Raw genomic sequence first — 16,041 nt, 5'->3', positions numbered from 1 at the left:
ATGTGCTATCTGATGCTTATGGAAACAGCTGTCGCGTCCGACCCGTTCGTCGCTTCTTTGCCGGTCTTCGCAAAGTTCGAAAGCGTTGCCGATATCGACAACTATCGGCCTCTCCCCGATGGCTGGGCGCTGGCCACCGCCGACATCGTCGGCTCGACCAAGGCAATCGAAGCCGGGCGCTACAAAACCGTCAATATGGCCGGCGCCAGCGTCATTTCGGCGCTGCTCAATGCACTGGGCCGGCAAGATCTTCCCTTCGTCTTCGGCGGCGACGGCGCGCTCGTGGCGTTTCCCGGCTCGGCGCTGGAGATCGCCCGTAACGCGCTGGCTTCTGTCCAGAGATGGGTGGCGGACGAACTGGACCTGACCTTGCGTGCCGCAATCGTGCCGATAAAGGACATAAGAGCGCAAGGCCTCGACGTTCGCGTGGCGAGGTTCCAGGCCTCCGAAGCAGCCTTCTATGCCATGTTCGCCGGCGGCGGCGGCAGTTGGGCGGAAGCCGAAATGAAAGCCGGGCGCTACCGCGTCGACCCCGCCCCGGCCGGCGCGCGGCCGGATCTGACCGGCCTCTCCTGCCGCTGGAACCCGATCGAAGCCCGGCATGGCGAAATTGTCTCGATCATAGCCGTGCCCGGGGCATCGCGCGACTTGCGTGGTTTCCAGTTTCTGGCTTCCGACATCATCACCCTTGCCGGCAGGCAGGAGCGCGATGGCCACCCGGTGCCGGTGGACGGTCCGGCCTATAGTCTCTTGCCCGCCGGTCTCGATGTCGAGGCACGGGCCACGGCGCCGCCGGGGCGGCGGTGGCTGGCCAAGCTGTGGGTGATCTTCCTGATGACGCTTACGGCCGTCACCGACAAATTGGGCTGGACGATCGGCGGTTTCGATCCGAAGGTCTACAAGCGCGAGGTGGCCAGCAATTCGGATTTCCGCAAGTTCGACGACGGCTTGAAGATGACCATCGACGTCGACGCGGATGTGTTGCAGCGGATTGAGAACCGGCTGAAACAAGCGGAAGAGGCCGGCATCTGCAACTATGGCCTGCACCGCCAGAAGTCGGCCTTGATGACATGCCTCGTCATCTCGCCGCTGCAGCGCGATCATGTTCACTTCATCGATGGCGCCGCCGGCGGCTATGCAATGGCTGCCGCAAGCCTGAAGGCGAAGGCGCCGGTCTGATGACGGCTTGGGGAATCGATTTTCCGCAATGCGCCGCGGCCATGGTTCTTGGGACCCGGCGAGCCCAACGGTGCCTGAGCCGACCAATTATTTTCGCGATGTCAGGATCGGGATTGCACTTCGCCGGCAGCCTCGCCACATAGTGTTGCAGGTGATTTGTGCGGTCGACGTCTGCTTGCTTCCTGCAAGGACAGTCATTCGGGATATTCTTCGCCGGCTTCTGCCCCCGAAGCCGGCTTCATTGACTTCGAGAATTTTGCGGATCAAAGGAGATGGCTCGTCTTCGACGGGTTTCGAGATAGCATGAGCACAGCGCAAGCAGAAATTTCCAACATTCTCATGGATAAGGTTGCCGATTGGCTGACCCAATCGGCGCTGGCGGGCGACGACCTGGAAACATTGGTCAAGGGTTTTTGTGAACGCCTGGCTGCTGCCGGCCTGCCGCTGAAGCGGGTGCATTTGAGCTTTTCGATGCTGCATCCGCTTTATGACGCGCTCGGTTTCACCTGGATTCGCGGCCAAGGCCTGGAAGTGGAAGGCTTCCGGAGTGAGAACGGCGTCCATTCCGACAGATTCCTGACCAGCCCATACTACCATCTGCTCAGCAACAAGCTCGACCATCTGCGGCGCCGGCTCGACCCGTCGGTGCGGTCGGAGTTTCCTGTTTTCGATGAGCTCAGGCTTATGGGCGTCACCGATTACATGGCTTTCGTCCATCCCTTCAACGGCGATACAAGTCAGGGCATGTTGGGGTCCTGGTCCACCGACAGTGCTTCAGGCTTCAGCGACAGCATGATTTCGGCGCTGCTGCGGATCCAGAACCATCTCGCTATAGCAAGCAAGATGGCGGTGCTCACCAAGCTCGCCGACAACATGATGACCACGTATCTCGGCGGTGACGCCGGCAGGCGCGTGCTGGACGGCCAGATCAAGCGCGGCGAGGGCGACACAATCCGGGCCGCGCTGGTGATGGGCGATATGCGCGGGTCGACAAGGCTCGCCGAAACCTCCGGCCGCGAAGTCTATATCGATACGCTGAACCAGTTTTTCGATGCCATCGCAGCACCTTTCAATCGCAAAGGCGGGCAGATCATGAGTTTCCTGGGGGATGGATTCATTGCCGTCTACCCCTGCGAAAGGCACCGCGCGCAGTCAGAGATCGCCTGCCAGGCTGCTCTTGCGGCTGCGCACAAGGCCAGCATGCGCATGATGGAGCTCAATCTGCGCAGAAAAGAGCAAGGACTGGGCGACATAAAATTTGGTATCGGCCTGCATGTCGGCAATGTGATGTTCGGCAATGTCGGGCTTACCGACCGACTCACATTCTCCGTCTTCGGCTCGGCTGTAAACGAGGTCCAGCGTCTCCAGACCCTGACCAAGAAATATCCGCACAGCGTTCTCGCCAGCAAGGACTTCGCCGGTTATTGCGGGGCCAACAGTTGGCTGACGCTCGGCGAGGAGGAACTGGCGGGCAGCAAGCAGAAGCTGACGGTGCTTTCACCCGATCTGTCGGGTGCTCTCGCACTCGATGAAGACGCTGCGCTGCAGCCGTTTCACGATCGGATATCGGACGCCGAGCAGGTCATGCTACTTCATCGCGATGCCGCGCGGCTGTCGGCGGGCGACCGGAGGAAGCTCCAGTAGTCACCACCATCCGATCTGGACGCCCTGGTATGCTGTCCGGCCGCCGGTCGCCGGGGAATTCGTTTCGAATCCAAGTTGCTCTGCGCTGACAATGCGCTAGTCTTGCTTTTTGGGGCCGGTCGGGAGGCGCCAGATTGGGGCTGGTGTGGGAATGGATGCAGGCGTTGATCTGCTGCGGATCGAGGATGTTGGCATCTCTTTTGCCATTGTCGGGGGACCGTTGCATGCCGTCAGGCGGGCAAATCTTCGCGTCCTGCCCGGCAAGGTCACCGCACTTGTCGGTGAGTCCGGTTCCGGAAAATCGGTTCTCAGCCAGGCGGTGATGGGCATCTTGCCGAACACGGCCCATGTTCGCGGCCGTATCCTGTTTTCCGATCCCAAAAAGCCCGGCACGACGCAGGATATCCTGCAGATGCCGCGAGACGGACCCGAAATCCGGGCGTTGAGAGGCAGCCGCATCGGCAAGATCTTTCAGGAGCCGATGACATCGCTGTCGCCGCTGCACACGATCGGCAACCAGGTCAGCGAATCCCTGCAGATTCATACGCACATGGATCGGACGGAGCGCAAGGCACGGACCGAGGAAATGCTCGGCCTCGTCGGGTTTCCCAATCCCAAGCGCGCCTACGACATGTATCCATTTGAACTTTCGGGAGGATTGCGGCAACGCGCCATGATCGCCATGGCGCTTATCTGCCGGCCCGCTCTGTTGATCGCCGACGAGCCAACGACGGCGTTGGATGTCACCATCCAGGCGCAAATCCTGCAATTGCTTCGTGGGCTCCAGACCAAGCTCAACATGGCAATGCTGCTGATCACGCACGACCTCGGCGTGGTCGCCAATGTCGCCGACGAGGTGGTCGTCATGTACCATGGCGAGATCATGGAAGCGGGCCCTGTGGAGGCAATATTCCGCCGGCCAGGCCACCCTTACCTGAAGGGCCTCATGGCAGCCGTCCCGCATTTCGACCTGAAGCCTGGCGAAAGGCTGAAGGCGCTCCGCGAGGTGCCGGTGAATGTCGGGACCCTGCTGGGCAAGCAGACGGCGCCGGAAGCGAAGGGGCCGGACGACATTCTGCTGTCGGTCAGGGATCTGAAAAAGGTCTACACCATCCGCAACTCCGGATGGTTCAGCGGGAGCCATCAGACCTCTGTTCGCGCCGTGGACGGCGTCAGCTTCGACATCAGGCGAGGTGAGTGCCTGGGCCTGGTTGGCGAAAGCGGCTGCGGCAAAACCACCGTCAGCAAGATCCTGATGCGGGCCGTCACTCCTACCGGCGGCTCCGTGATCTTCAACGGCCGCGACGGACCGATCGACGTCCTGGAAGCCGAGGGAGACGCCCTGCGCTTGCTGCGGGCGAAACTCCAGATGGTTTTCCAGGATCCGGTCTCGTCGCTTTCGCCTCGCATGACCGTGGAAAACATCTTGAGCGAGCCGCTGGAAATCCATCAACGTGGCAATGCCGCGTCCCGGCTAGCCACAGTCAAGAGCCTGATGCAGGCAATCGGGCTCGATCCGCGCTTCATCCAGCGTTATCCCCACAGCTTCTCCGGCGGGCAGCGTCAGCGTATCGGCATTGCGCGCGCCTTGGCGCTGGGGCCTGAACTGCTGATCTGCGACGAGCCGGTTTCGGCGCTCGATGTCTCCGTGCAGGCGCAGATCCTGAACCTTCTGAAGGACCTGCAGAAGGAACTGGGCCTGACCTACCTGTTCATATCCCACAATCTGGCGGTGGTGGACTACATGGCGGACCGCATCGCGGTGATGTGCGGCGGGCGTATCGTCGAGCTTGCACCGCGCGAAATTCTGCTCAGGAAACCGATCCACCCCTACACGCGCTCACTGCTCGCCGCAGTCCCCTTCCCCGATCTCGACCGGCCGATGGATTTCAAGACGCTGAAGCTCGGCGGCGCTTCCGACACCAGCGCATGGGGCCCGCAATTCCGCGACGAGGGCGAAGAGGATATGCTGTCGCCGCTCGATCTCGGCGGCGGCCATCTCGTGCTGGCCCGACGTTCGGCCGATGTCAGCGAGTTACGCCATTGATCAGCCGCCGCACTGTCCTTGGTCTCATGGCTTCGGCATTTCTGCCGGGCACGGCGCGCGCCGGCGATCTGGAGCCGGATTTTCTTCAGCCGCAGCTGAAAGCCAGGGCTCTGCCGCCACTCGCGGATCGCCTGCCCAAAAGCCCGCGCGCGTTGAACCTCGCCGCGATGGGCCGGCAGCCCGGCCAGTATGGCGGCACGCTGCGTACGATCATCGGCAGCCAGAAAGATATCCGGATGATGACGATCTACGGGTATTCCCGGCTGGTCGGCTATGACGAAAAGCTTAACTTTCAGGCCGACATTCTCGAAAGTTTCGACGTAAAGGACGATCGCGTCTTCACGTTCAAGATTCGGGAAGGCCATAAATGGTCAGACGGCAGCCTGCTGACGCCGGAGGATTTTCGTTATTGCTGGGAAGATGTCTGGCTGAACGATGAGCTTTCGCAAGGGGGGCTCGCCCCTGCCCTGCTGGCGGACGGCAAGCCGCCACGTTTCGAGATCGTCGATCCGTTGACGGTCCGCTACAGTTGGGACGCGCCCAATCCCGACTTCCTGCCCAAGCTTGCCGCTGCTTCGCCGACACCGCTTGTTTTGCCGGCCGCCTATCTCAAGCAGTTCCACAAGAAATACCAGGATCCATTCCGGCTCGCCGGCCTGATGAAGGAGAACCGGACCGCGAAATGGACGCTCCTGCATATCCGCATGTCGCGGCAGTATCGCCCGGAGAACCCGGATCTGCCGACGCTCGACCCCTGGCAGAACCGGACCAAGCCGCCGGCCGAGCAGTTCATCTTCGAGCGCAACCCGTTCTTTCATCGAACAGACGAGAACGGCCGGCAACTGCCCTATGTCGACCGGATCATCATGAATGTCAGCTCGTCGGCGATCATCTCCGCCAAGACCGGTGCGGGCGAGAGCGACCTGCAATGCATGGGAATCGACTTCAGCGATTACTCCTTCCTGAAGGACGCGGAGAAGCGCTACCCGGTGAAGATGCATCTGTGGAAACGCACACAGGGTTCGCGGCTGGCGCTCATGCCCAATCTGAATTGTGCCGACCCGGTGTGGCGTGGCCTTTTGCGTGACGTGCGCGTGCGCCGCGCCCTTTCGCTCGCTGTGGACCGGCGCGAGATCAACATGGCCGTCTTCTACGGATTGGCGCAGGAAAGCGCCGATACGGTCTTGCCGGAGAGCCCGCTCTACCGGCCGGAATTCGCGAAAGCCTGGGTCGCCCACGATCCCGACCAGGCCAATGCACTGCTTGACGAGGTCGGGCTTCAGGCCCGTGACGATGACGGCCTGCGGCTACTTCCCGATGGACGCCCGGCGCAGATCATCGTGGAAACGGCCGGCGAAAGCACGCTGGAAACCGATGCGCTCGAACTCATCACCGATCACTGGCGCAAGATCGGCATCGCTTTGTTCATCCGGACTTCGCAGCGCGACATCTTCCGCAGCCGCGCGCTGGGCGGCCAGATCCTGATGTCGATGTCGTCGGGCATCGACAATGGCGTGCCGACCGCCGACATGAATCCATACCAGTTGGCCCCCACCATCGACGACCAGCTGCAATGGCCGCTCTGGGGCGCTTACTATCTGTCGCATGGCAAGATGGGTGAGGCGCCCGATGTTCCTGAAGTGGTCGAGTTGATGGCTTTGCTCAAGCGCTGGAACGGATCGACCCAATCCAGCGAGCGCGCCGAAATCTGGAACTCGATGCTGTCGATCTACACCGATCAGGTGTTCTCTATCGGTACGGTGAACGAAACACTTCAGCCGATTCTGGTATCCTCGCGGCTGCGCAACCTGCCTGACAAAGCACTCTACGGCTACGACCCGACCTCCTATTTCGGTGTCTACATGCCGGACACATTCTGGCTTGGAGGCTCCTGAGCGTGCTTCGATATCTTGTCTGGCGCATCGCTGTGATGGTTCCAACGCTGCTGGTCATATCGGCGCTGGTGTTCACCATCATCGAACTTCCACCGGGCGACTATTTCGACAGCTATGTCGCCGAGCTTCGGGCCCAGGGCGAAGCGGTGGATTCCGACCGCATCCAGATGATGCGCAAGGAATATGGTTTCGACCAGCCGCCGGTCATTCGCTACTTCTACTGGGTGGGCGGGATGCTGCACGGCGATTTCGGCTATTCCTTCGAATATGAGCTGCCGGTTCGCGACGTCGTCGGCGACCGAATGTGGCTGACCGTGCTGGTTTCCTTCGTCACGATCATCTTCACCTGGCTCATCGCCTTTCCGATCGGCATGTACTCCGCCACGCATCAATACAGCTGGGGCGACTACGGCCTGACTTTCTTCGGCCTTCTCGGCCTTGCCATTCCGAATTTCATGCTGGCGCTGATCCTGATGTATTTCGCCAACATCTGGTTCGGCACGTCCATCGGCCACCTCATGGACCAGCAATATCTCGGTGAGCCGATGAGCTGGGCCAAGGCGAAGTCGATCCTCGCCCATCTCTGGATCCCGGTCCTGATCATCGGCACCGGCGGCACGGCGAGCATGATCCGGCGGCTGCGCGCCAATCTGCTCGACGAACTGCACAAGCAATATGTCGTTACGGCGCGCGCCAAGGGCCTGCATCCGTTCAAGGCGCTGGTCAAATATCCGCTGCGCATGGCGCTCAATTTCTTCATTTCCGACATCGGCTCGATCCTGCCGGCCATCATCTCCGGCGCTGAGATCACGGCTATCGTTTTGTCTTTGGAAACGACCGGGCCGATGCTGATCAAGGCGCTGCAAAGCCAGGATATGTATCTGGCAGGGTCATTCCTGATGTTCCTTGCCTTCCTGACGGTTATCGGCGTGCTGATTTCCGACCTGGCGCTGGCGCTGCTTGATCCACGAATTCGTTTGCAGGGTGGCAGCACCAAATGAAGCAGGACTCGCCGCTGCCCGCTCCGGGTGCTCCACTGCAACACTACATTTCCGGCGCGCCCTTCGACCTGCAGTCGGTCGAGGCGATGACGCCGGAGCAATCGAAGGTCTTTCAGGCATCGCAGTTGCGGCTGATGTGGTGGAAATTCCGCAAACACCGGCTTGCGCTTATATCCGGCATATTCCTGGCAGTGCTGTATTCCGGGATACTGATCTGCGAGTTCCTGGCGCCCTACAATCTGCACTCGCGCAACATGGACTACATCTATGCGCCGCCGCAGCACGTGCACCTGTTCCACAATGGCGAGTTCGTCGGGCCGTTCGTCTATGGCCGCCAGATGACGCTGGATATGGACACGCTCAAGCGGAACTACATCGAGAACCACGACGATGTTCAGCGGCTCCGTTTCTTCTGCAAGGGCGACACTTATCGGTTCTGGGGCCTGATCGAAGGTGACAGGCATTTTGTCTGTCCTGCCGAAAACGGGCAGCTGTTTCTGGCCGGCACCGACAGGCTGGGGCGCGACGTGCTCTCGCGCATGATCTATGGCGCACGCATTTCACTGACTATCGGCCTCGTCGGCATCAGTTTCAGCTTCCTGCTCGGCATCGTCATCGGCGGACTGGCCGGCTATCACGGCGGTATCTTCGACCTGATCGTTCAACGAATAATCGAAGTCCTGCAATCGATTCCCAGCATTCCGCTATGGCTGGCCCTGGCGGCGATCATGCCGATAACCTGGAGTCCGATCCTGATCTATTTCGGCATCACCGTCATCCTCGGGCTGCTCGACTGGACCGGACTGGCGCGCGCCGTGCGTTCAAAGCTTCTGGCCTTGCGCGAGGAGGATTACGTTCTGGCGGCGCAATTGATGGGCGCCGGAAGCAGCCGCATCATCAGGCGGCATCTCATTCCCGGCTTCATGTCGCATCTGATCGCGACGGCGACGCTCTCCATCCCTGGCATGATCCTGGGCGAAACGGCGCTGAGCTTCCTCGGGCTCGGCCTGAGAGCGCCGATCACCAGCTGGGGCATCCTGCTCACCGAGGCGCGCAGCGTCAGCGTGATCGCGTTCTATCCATGGCTGCTTTTGCCGATGCTGCCCGTCATCCTCGTCATCATGGCGTTCAACTTCCTCGGCGACGGCTTGCGGGACGCCGCGGACCCCTACAAGTGAGATCGCCATTCCGCCACGCATAGTGCCGCCGACGCCACCCGGAATGTCGCTTGCCGGCCTCCTGTACGGTTGTTGCACTGTTTATTGTCCGCCCCTATATGTGCCGACTCGCAATCGAGCTTAGCGCGTCAGCTTCGGGATTCACCCGTGAACAGTTCTTGTCGCGGGCGTTACCGATCTCTTGATCTGGTTCAGGACACACAATCGCATATGAGTCGCCTCGATAATTTCATCAGCAGGATGACCGCGCAGCGCGACATTCTTAATCGAATCTGCCCCGAGGTGGCGAAGATGGAGGGGCTTGTGCTTGAGCTCGGCCTCGGCAATGGCCGGACATTCCACCATCTGCGCGAGCTTCTGCCCGGGCGCCGGATCGTGGTGTTCGACCGCGAAGTTGGCGCGCACACTAGCTCAATTCCCGAAGCTGAAAACCTCGTGCTCGGCGAAATACGCGAGACGGGCCGCAAGTTCATTGGCATCGAAGCCGCCCTTGTTCATGCCGACATTGGCACCGGCTATGACGATCGCGATGCAGTGACCGCTACCTGGCTTCCCGATCTGATTGCGAGCCTGCTTCGCGTCGGCGGCTTCGCGGTCAGTGGCACGCCGCTCGATCACCCGCTGCTGCAACATCTCCCGGCGCCCACTTCGGAGCCCGCCGACCGTTATTTCCTCTGCAAGCGCGTGTGAGCGGTAGAGAACTCTTCAGGGGATCGTATAGACCGCTATCTCCCGCTCGATGCCGCGCAGCGAGACCTCGTGCGGCACCGGCGTCAGCGCGTTCCTGTGCAACAGATCGGCGGTGAGATTATCGTCGACCACCGCACGCGTGGCGAAGATCGCCTGTGCGTTGGCGAGGTTCTGGACCCGCGAAGCAATGTTGACCGTCTGGCCGAAATAATCCTGCCGCTCGTTCATGGACACGGCTATGCAGGGGCCGGCATGAACACCGATCTTGAGCAGAAGGTCCTCGCGCCCGCTTTTGTCATTGAGCGCCCGCATGGCGTCGCGCATCCGCAGCGCCGCGGCAATCGCACGGTCAGGCGTCGCGAAGGTCGCCATCACCGCATCGCCGATCGTCTTCACAACCGCGCCTGCCTCCGCCGCGACGATCTCGTGCAGAACCTGGAAATGCTCGCGCACGAGATCGAAGGCTGAAAGATCGCCCACCCGCTCGTAAAGCTCGGTCGATCCGCGCAGATCGGTGAACAGGAAGGTCAGGCTGGTGATCTTCAGGCGCTGGTTGATGTCGAGCGTATCCGTGCGATAGAGATCCCGGAACGTCTGGTTGGTGAGCAGGCGCTTGGCGGTCACGAAGGGCCGGCGCTTGCCCAGGAAATCATGCAATACCGGGCAGGCGATGAAGACCGTCGGCAGCACGCGCGTGTCGGTCCTGTTTTCCAGCGAAATGCGCAATGGGCCGGGCTGCATCTCCAGCGTCTGGCTCTGGACATGGTCGCGGTCGAAGGCCAGAGAGAGGTTTCGCCGCTCTTTTGCCGGTTCGCCCTTCGCGTCGATGAACTGGGCCGAATGCGTGACCGGCTCGAAGACGATGATAAATTGGGGCGGAAGCTGGATGTGCAGAACCGCCTTTTCACCGGGCGCAAGCTCGATATCTTCCAGCGAGAACGCTTCCATCTTTTCCGCCAGATCCTCGTCCGGCAGATCGGCCCCGGACGCCCAGTAGATCTGGCGGTAATATTCCACCAACGGCAGTTCGTGTGGATTGTGGGCGGCAATCCTGCGCACACGGGGACTGACGGTGAATGTCACCTCGACCATCTCGTCGAGTGTCGGCGAATAGCCCTGGGAGCACAGCGCGCAGGTGTATTCGTCCTTCTGCATGGTTTTCAGCGTGGCGTTGGTGTCGAGCACGCCGCCACAGCCGGGGCACAGAACATTCCAGGAAATGTCGAAGATGCCCACCCGCGCCGCATGGAGAAAGGCGCTTATGGTGCATTCCTCGTCGAGGCCATGCTTGCTGGCGAAGGCCAGCGCATTGATGCGGCAAAGTTCGCGGTCCTTGCCCTCGGCGATGGTTTGCCGGATTGCGTCGATTGCCTGCGGATCGACATCGGTCGATTGCCGCAGAAGCGAGAACAGATCCTGAGCTTCGGTCATCGTGCAGGCTCCGGAAATTGCGCCGTTAGGGCATGATGCCGAAAAGTGTGAAGCGGTTTTCGGACGACATCATGCTCTATTTCCTGATTTAGAGGCGGATTCAGATTTCAGGTCGGACAGACCTGAAATCATCCGGCTCTAGGCGTGTTGGCCGGACCGATCTTCGACCCGAACGCTCCATCATACTGCGAAATGGACCGTACGGCCATTCGAATGGACAAGCCTGGTGACAGGTCAATTTCCATTTGTTGAATTCCAAACTATGATAGCCCATGGGGCATTCATCTCTGGGGTTTTCTCCATGCCGACACGCGACAACCCGCCGTTTCCGGCGGCCCTGCGCCTTTTCTCGGCGGGGGTCATCATCGTCCTGATCGTCGGGGCCGGCCTGTTTTTCGCGCCCGCGCTGGTCAAGCCGCGCTGGCCCTGGGCCGTCACGCCGTTCAATGCCCGCTTCCTCGGCGGCTTCTACACCGCCGAAATGGCAGTGATGGCGGCGCTGCTGGTCTGGAATCGCTGGTCGCCCGGCAGGCTCGTGCTGGTCATGGCCTTCATCTTCACCGTCATCGTGTCGGCGGCTTCGTTCATCAACCTTGGCTATTTCAACTTCGAGCGCAAAGCCCCCTGGCTCTGGTTTCTGGTCTATCTTGCGTCAGCCGCGGTATCCGGGCTGTTCCTGTGGCTGGCAAGGGCTCGCCCTTCTGCAAAAGGCGTGATCTTGAACTCCGCATGGCGCGCCTACCTACCGGCGGAAATGGCAGTCCTGGGGCTCTACGGCGTCGGCCTGTTGCTGTTTCCCCTGACATTCGGTGGCTTCTGGCCATGGCCGATCGATGCTTTTCACGCCCAGGTCTACAGCGCCATCTTCCTCGCCGGCGCCGGCGGCACCTATCTCGTCTGGAGAAGTGCACCGCGTGAGGAATTGCTGGTGCTCGGCCTGGCGCAGTTTCTGGTTGGCCTGCTTGCTGTTCTTGGCCTCTTCATCACCGACGCTGCCGTGCACCGGATCGACTGGACGGCGGCCGGGACATTGTGCTGGCTCGCCCTTTTCGGCTGGATCGGCATCAGCGGTATCCTCAAACTCTGCGCCGCCCCCCGGCATTTTGCCGCGCAATCGGCATAGGTCGCAGAGACGGCTGGATTTTCAGGTGACGTCCGGTGCATCGTGCCGGGCATATTGCCTCTGTCGCTTTGTTCTGACGCAATTCCGGACGGAAAACCGCTCACACTTTTCCTGAAATTGCGTTAGGCGGGAAAGCCATGACCAGCACGACCTCCTTATCCGAGAAAATCCAGCCGCAGCTCCGGGCCGTCCGGCCAAGCGATGCCGAGGCGCTGTGCGCTATCTTCAATATGCCGGGGTTCCGCTGGGGCACGCTCAGGATGCCGTTCGAGATGGTGGAGCAGGTGGAGCGGCGCATCGCCAAGTCCGGCCCGGAAACCACCTGGATCGTTGCGGAGCTGGACGGCAAGGTTGTCGGCCATGGCAGCCTGGTCGCGCAGGGTTCGCCGCGCCGCTCGCATATCGGCGAGATCAATATCGGCCTTGACGATGGCTTTGTCGGCAGAGGCATCGGCTCTGCCATCCTTGGCGCGCTGCTTGACGTGGCCGACAACTGGCGCGCCCTGAAGCGGGTCGAGTTGACTGTCTATGCCGACAACGAACCGGCCATCCGTCTCTACACAAGCCACGGCTTCGAGGTCGAGGGACGGCATGTGAAGGCCGGTTTTACCGACGGGCAGTACCACGACCTCCTGAGCATGGCCCGGCTGCGGTTCTGATGACCGCCGTCCCTGCCCCTGCGCCTCCGGTGGACATTTTGGCCGTGCTGTCGCTGCTCTGCCCGGAGGTCGTGCGTGACATCGAGCAGAACTGGAATGCGCCGGTTTCCGATTATGCCCGCCATCTGTGGCGGCCGGTGGCAAGGCCTGGATCGGCCCCGTCGATCGCTGCCCGCTCGATCCTGCGCGACGTCCTGCAGCAGCGCCTCGGTGCGATCATGCAGCCCGAAGCGATCGACAAGGCCCTCGACGAATTCGACCACAGACCGGTTATCCAGTCCGGCCTGCACTGCCTGCTTCTGATGGATCGCATCACCTTCGATGCCCTGCTGCTTGCCTGGCTCGGCGCGGTCGAAAACGGGCTGTCGGCTTTTTTCGGCTTCATGGGAACGACGATGACCATGGAGACAACCGGCCGGGAGGGGCCGGGATGGCTCGATGTCGGCGACGACAAGGTCAATTTGTTTGGCATGGGGCGCCACAAACTGTGCCGCAAAAGCGCCTGCGCGGCCGGTCCCGTTACCCTCAACGGGCGCGCGCTCGAAACGGTGGGCAATGAGACGGATGCCAGAAGCTGGCTGGGCACGCTGCTTGCCAGCCAGGGCAAGGTATTTGCAACAGCCGCCGATGCGCTGACAGAACTCAACGAGGATTTGGTCGCCGATTGGGATCGTTCCGGCATGGCCCGGCCGGTTTTCGTCGATGATAGGCTGGCCGCGACTGTCGTGGCGCGGCATCTGGAAGATGAAGGCAGCCTCCTTTCCAGGCTGCTCCTCGAGCCCGCAAGGCGCCGGCGTCTCGACCATGCCTTGCAAGAAGCCGCATCGGGCCCATTTGGCAGGTTCCTGCCCAATGCCACGGCCTATTTCTGGGGCATCCGCGAGCAGCGCGTGCGCAAGCTCGTCCTCGAGAACGGGCGGCTGATCGAGCCTGACAGGCCGCATGGTCTTTCCATCCCGTTCGAGCGGCCGCATCTCCAGCAGGCACTGCTGGACGGCATGCTTTTGCCGGACTTGTTCCTGATGTTCCTTGCCCTTGCCATATTGCCGCGCGTGCGGGTTGTGGGCGGCCTGAGACAGATTGGCTATGTCGCGCTTTTCCACTCGATCCTGCTGGCTGCGCTGGATGAACACGCGCCAGAAGAGCGCGATCTGGCCGCCGAGCTGCAGGTTCGGGAAAATGCCTGGGGCATGCGGGTCATCGATGAAAAGATCTCGGTCCGCGAGCAGCTTGCCGGCCTGCCGGAAGGGGCGCTCTTCCCGGACCTGCTCCGGCAATACCGGTTGCGGACATTTGCCGAGACGACCGACGACCTGAAACCGGTTCGCGAAAACCCCCGATGGCGCAAGATCGGCCGGGCCTCACGCCTCTGATCCGGCCGGGCTTTAGCCCGTCATTGCACCACACCGGCCTTGCGGAGCCCCTCGACCATGAGTTCGAAATCGGCAGGGTTCTTGTAAGGCAAGACCTTGCGGCGGTGTTCCAGCGAATAGGCGGGATTGACGCGAAGCAGGTCCTGCCATGCCGTATGGGCCTCCTCCAGACGGCCCAGATGGCCGTAGGTGGCGGCCAGAAGCGCGCGCGAGAGGTCGGTGACAGCGTTGCGAGCCAGCCGTTGCAGCAAGAGGTCGACCGCCTCTTCGTACCTTCCCAGTTGAAACGATGCCAAAGCCTGGAAGTGCAGAAGCACATCCGGGAAGTATGGATTCAAGGTCTTTCCCCGGGCGAAACTCTCTAGCGCCTCCGCGGGCCTACCCGAATAATACAGCGCCTCGCCGCGGGCGACGTGCGCTTCGGCGAAGTTCGGATTGAGGGCTATCGCGCGCTCCACCTCGCCAATGGCCTCATCGTGCCGTCGTGTGTAAAGCTTGGCCGATGCCAGCGCCCAGTGCGCCCAGGGATCGCTGTCATCCAGCGTTACCGCTCGCGTTGCTGCCTCTTCCGCTTGCGCCATCGAGTCCGACGCACCCCACCTGTTGAGGTAATCGAGCCCGTACGTGAGGGCTAGGAAAGCGTGGGCAGAGGCAAATTTCGGGTCCAGTTCGATGGCCCGCTGCAAGAGCTCGCGGGCCGCGACGTTCGTGTCCTTCGTCAGCCGGTGCCATAGCTCCCGGCCCCGCAGGAAACAGTCATACGCCTCCGGGTTGCGCTGGTGTTCGGGCGCCAGCCGCAGACGGTCATCCTCGGTCAGATTGAGCGCCAGTGCACCGACGATGTGCTGCGTCACGTCATCCTGCACGGCGAAAATGTCGGTCAGATCGCGATCGAACCGCTCCGCCCAAAGATGGCCGCCTGAGATTGCATCGATGAGCTGCGCGGTGATGCGTACCTTGTTCCCCGACTTGCGTACGCTGCCTTCAAGGACATAGCGCACGCCGAGCTTCGTGCCGACATCCTGCACATGGACGTTCTGGCCCTTGAAGATGAAGGACGAATTGCGAGCGATGACGAAGAGCTGTGACAGTTTGGACAGCGCCGTGATGATGTCTTCGGAGATGCCGTCGGCGAAGTAGTCCTGTTCGGCATCACCGCTCATATTGGCGAACGGCAGCACGGCGATCGACAGTTTCGGCGGCGCTGCCGCAGCCGGAGGGCTCGTCGGGGTTTGCGAGGTCGCGGCCGCCTTGGCCCCGGCGCCGACCTGCAGCGAATACACCCGGATCGGCTCGGCGATGTTCTTGAGCTGTGTGCTGCCGAGATCGCTGACCGAGAGGTCAAGCCTGGCCTTGACCTGGCGATAGGCATCCTCGGACAGGCAGATGGCGCCGGGCGCCGCAACGCCCTCCAGACGCGAGGCGATGTTGACGCCGTCACCCATCAGGTCGCCATCGCTCTCTTCGACCACGTCGCCCAGATGGATGCCTATCCTGAACTCGATGCGGCGCTCCTGCGGTACGCCGGCATTGCGCTCAACCATACCGTTTTGAATCTCAACGGCGCAGCGCACGGCATCGACCACACTGCGAAACTCAACCAGTGCCCCATCTCCGGTACGCTTGATAACCCGCCCGTGGTGCACTGCGATGATCGGATCGATCAGGTCGCTGCGCAGTGCTCGCAACCGCGCCAAGGTACGATCTTCGTCCGCGCTCGCGAGCCGGCTGTATCCGACCACATCTGCAGCCAGGATTGCGGCCAGCTTACGGTTCTCGCTCATGGGTCGCCTCCTCATCTCCATCATAGCAGGAAGACGG

General features: G+C 61.5%; 12 protein-coding genes. 10 read left to right on the top strand and 2 right to left on the bottom strand.

Annotated features, from left to right (window positions below):
- The 7 genes from NKJ58_RS02305 (at position 1) to NKJ58_RS02275 (ending at position 9,634) form a co-directional block, all read left to right on the top strand.
- A complete protein-coding gene (locus tag NKJ58_RS02305) occupies positions 1-1,179 on the top strand; it encodes a DUF3095 domain-containing protein (protein ID WP_027050460.1) in 1,179 nt (392 codons plus the stop codon).
- Positions 1,180-1,482: 303 nt separating this feature from the next.
- Entirely contained in the window at positions 1,483-2,823 is a 1,341-nt protein-coding gene (locus NKJ58_RS02300) for an adenylate/guanylate cyclase domain-containing protein (RefSeq protein WP_023672139.1), read from the top strand.
- Between the two features lie 151 nt (positions 2,824-2,974).
- Positions 2,975-4,870, top strand: a complete 1,896-nt coding sequence (locus tag NKJ58_RS02295; protein WP_023672138.1) for an ABC transporter ATP-binding protein — start codon at positions 2,975-2,977, stop codon at positions 4,868-4,870.
- A complete protein-coding gene (locus NKJ58_RS02290; RefSeq protein WP_023816109.1) occupies positions 4,867-6,765 on the top strand; it encodes an ABC transporter substrate-binding protein in 1,899 nt (632 codons plus the stop codon). Before NKJ58_RS02295 ends, NKJ58_RS02290 begins: the two co-directional genes overlap by 4 nt.
- A 2-nt stretch (positions 6,766-6,767) precedes the next feature.
- The gene (locus NKJ58_RS02285) at positions 6,768-7,766 is read left to right on the top strand and encodes an ABC transporter permease (protein ID WP_023672136.1); all 999 of its coding nucleotides are present in this window, start codon (positions 6,768-6,770) and stop codon (positions 7,764-7,766) included.
- A complete protein-coding gene (locus NKJ58_RS02280; RefSeq protein ID WP_031198424.1) occupies positions 7,763-8,944 on the top strand; it encodes an ABC transporter permease in 1,182 nt (393 codons plus the stop codon). The genes NKJ58_RS02285 and NKJ58_RS02280 overlap by 4 nt, the downstream gene beginning before the upstream one ends.
- Before the next feature lie 210 nt (positions 8,945-9,154).
- On the top strand, positions 9,155-9,634 hold the full coding sequence (locus NKJ58_RS02275; protein ID WP_023672134.1) for a class I SAM-dependent methyltransferase: 480 nt from the start codon (positions 9,155-9,157) through the stop codon (positions 9,632-9,634).
- 15 nt (positions 9,635-9,649) lie between these two features.
- Here NKJ58_RS02275 and NKJ58_RS02270 read toward each other — a convergent pair whose 3' ends face one another.
- Complete coding sequence (locus NKJ58_RS02270; protein ID WP_023824393.1) at positions 9,650-11,065, bottom strand: adenylate/guanylate cyclase domain-containing protein; 1,416 nt, start codon at positions 11,063-11,065, stop codon at positions 9,650-9,652.
- A 301-nt stretch (positions 11,066-11,366) separates the two neighbouring features.
- Between NKJ58_RS02270 and NKJ58_RS02265 the strand changes: the two genes are divergently transcribed.
- The 3 genes from NKJ58_RS02265 to NKJ58_RS02255 all read left to right on the top strand — a co-directional run bounded on the left by NKJ58_RS02265 (position 11,367) and on the right by NKJ58_RS02255 (position 14,220).
- Positions 11,367-12,188 (top strand): hypothetical protein, encoded by an 822-nt coding sequence (locus NKJ58_RS02265; RefSeq protein ID WP_023824392.1) that lies wholly within the window; start codon positions 11,367-11,369, stop codon positions 12,186-12,188.
- Between the two features lie 137 nt (positions 12,189-12,325).
- Complete coding sequence (locus tag NKJ58_RS02260) at positions 12,326-12,847, top strand: GNAT family N-acetyltransferase (RefSeq protein WP_023685080.1); 522 nt, start codon at positions 12,326-12,328, stop codon at positions 12,845-12,847.
- Positions 12,848-12,876: 29 nt separating this feature from the next.
- A complete protein-coding gene (locus NKJ58_RS02255; RefSeq protein WP_023824391.1) occupies positions 12,877-14,220 on the top strand; it encodes a hypothetical protein in 1,344 nt (447 codons plus the stop codon).
- Between the two features lie 20 nt (positions 14,221-14,240).
- On the opposite strand, the gene NKJ58_RS02250 is transcribed toward NKJ58_RS02255, so the two are convergent.
- On the bottom strand, positions 14,241-16,004 hold the full coding sequence (locus NKJ58_RS02250) for an adenylate/guanylate cyclase domain-containing protein (RefSeq protein ID WP_352538738.1): 1,764 nt from the start codon (positions 16,002-16,004) through the stop codon (positions 14,241-14,243).
- Positions 16,005-16,041 lie beyond the last annotated feature (37 nt).

Source organism: Mesorhizobium sp. M0139 (genome assembly GCF_040322455.1).
GTDB lineage: Bacteria > Pseudomonadota > Alphaproteobacteria > Rhizobiales > Rhizobiaceae > Mesorhizobium.
Note: the sequence above shows the minus strand (reverse complement) of the source record. Positions and strands in the feature narration are given on the sequence as shown.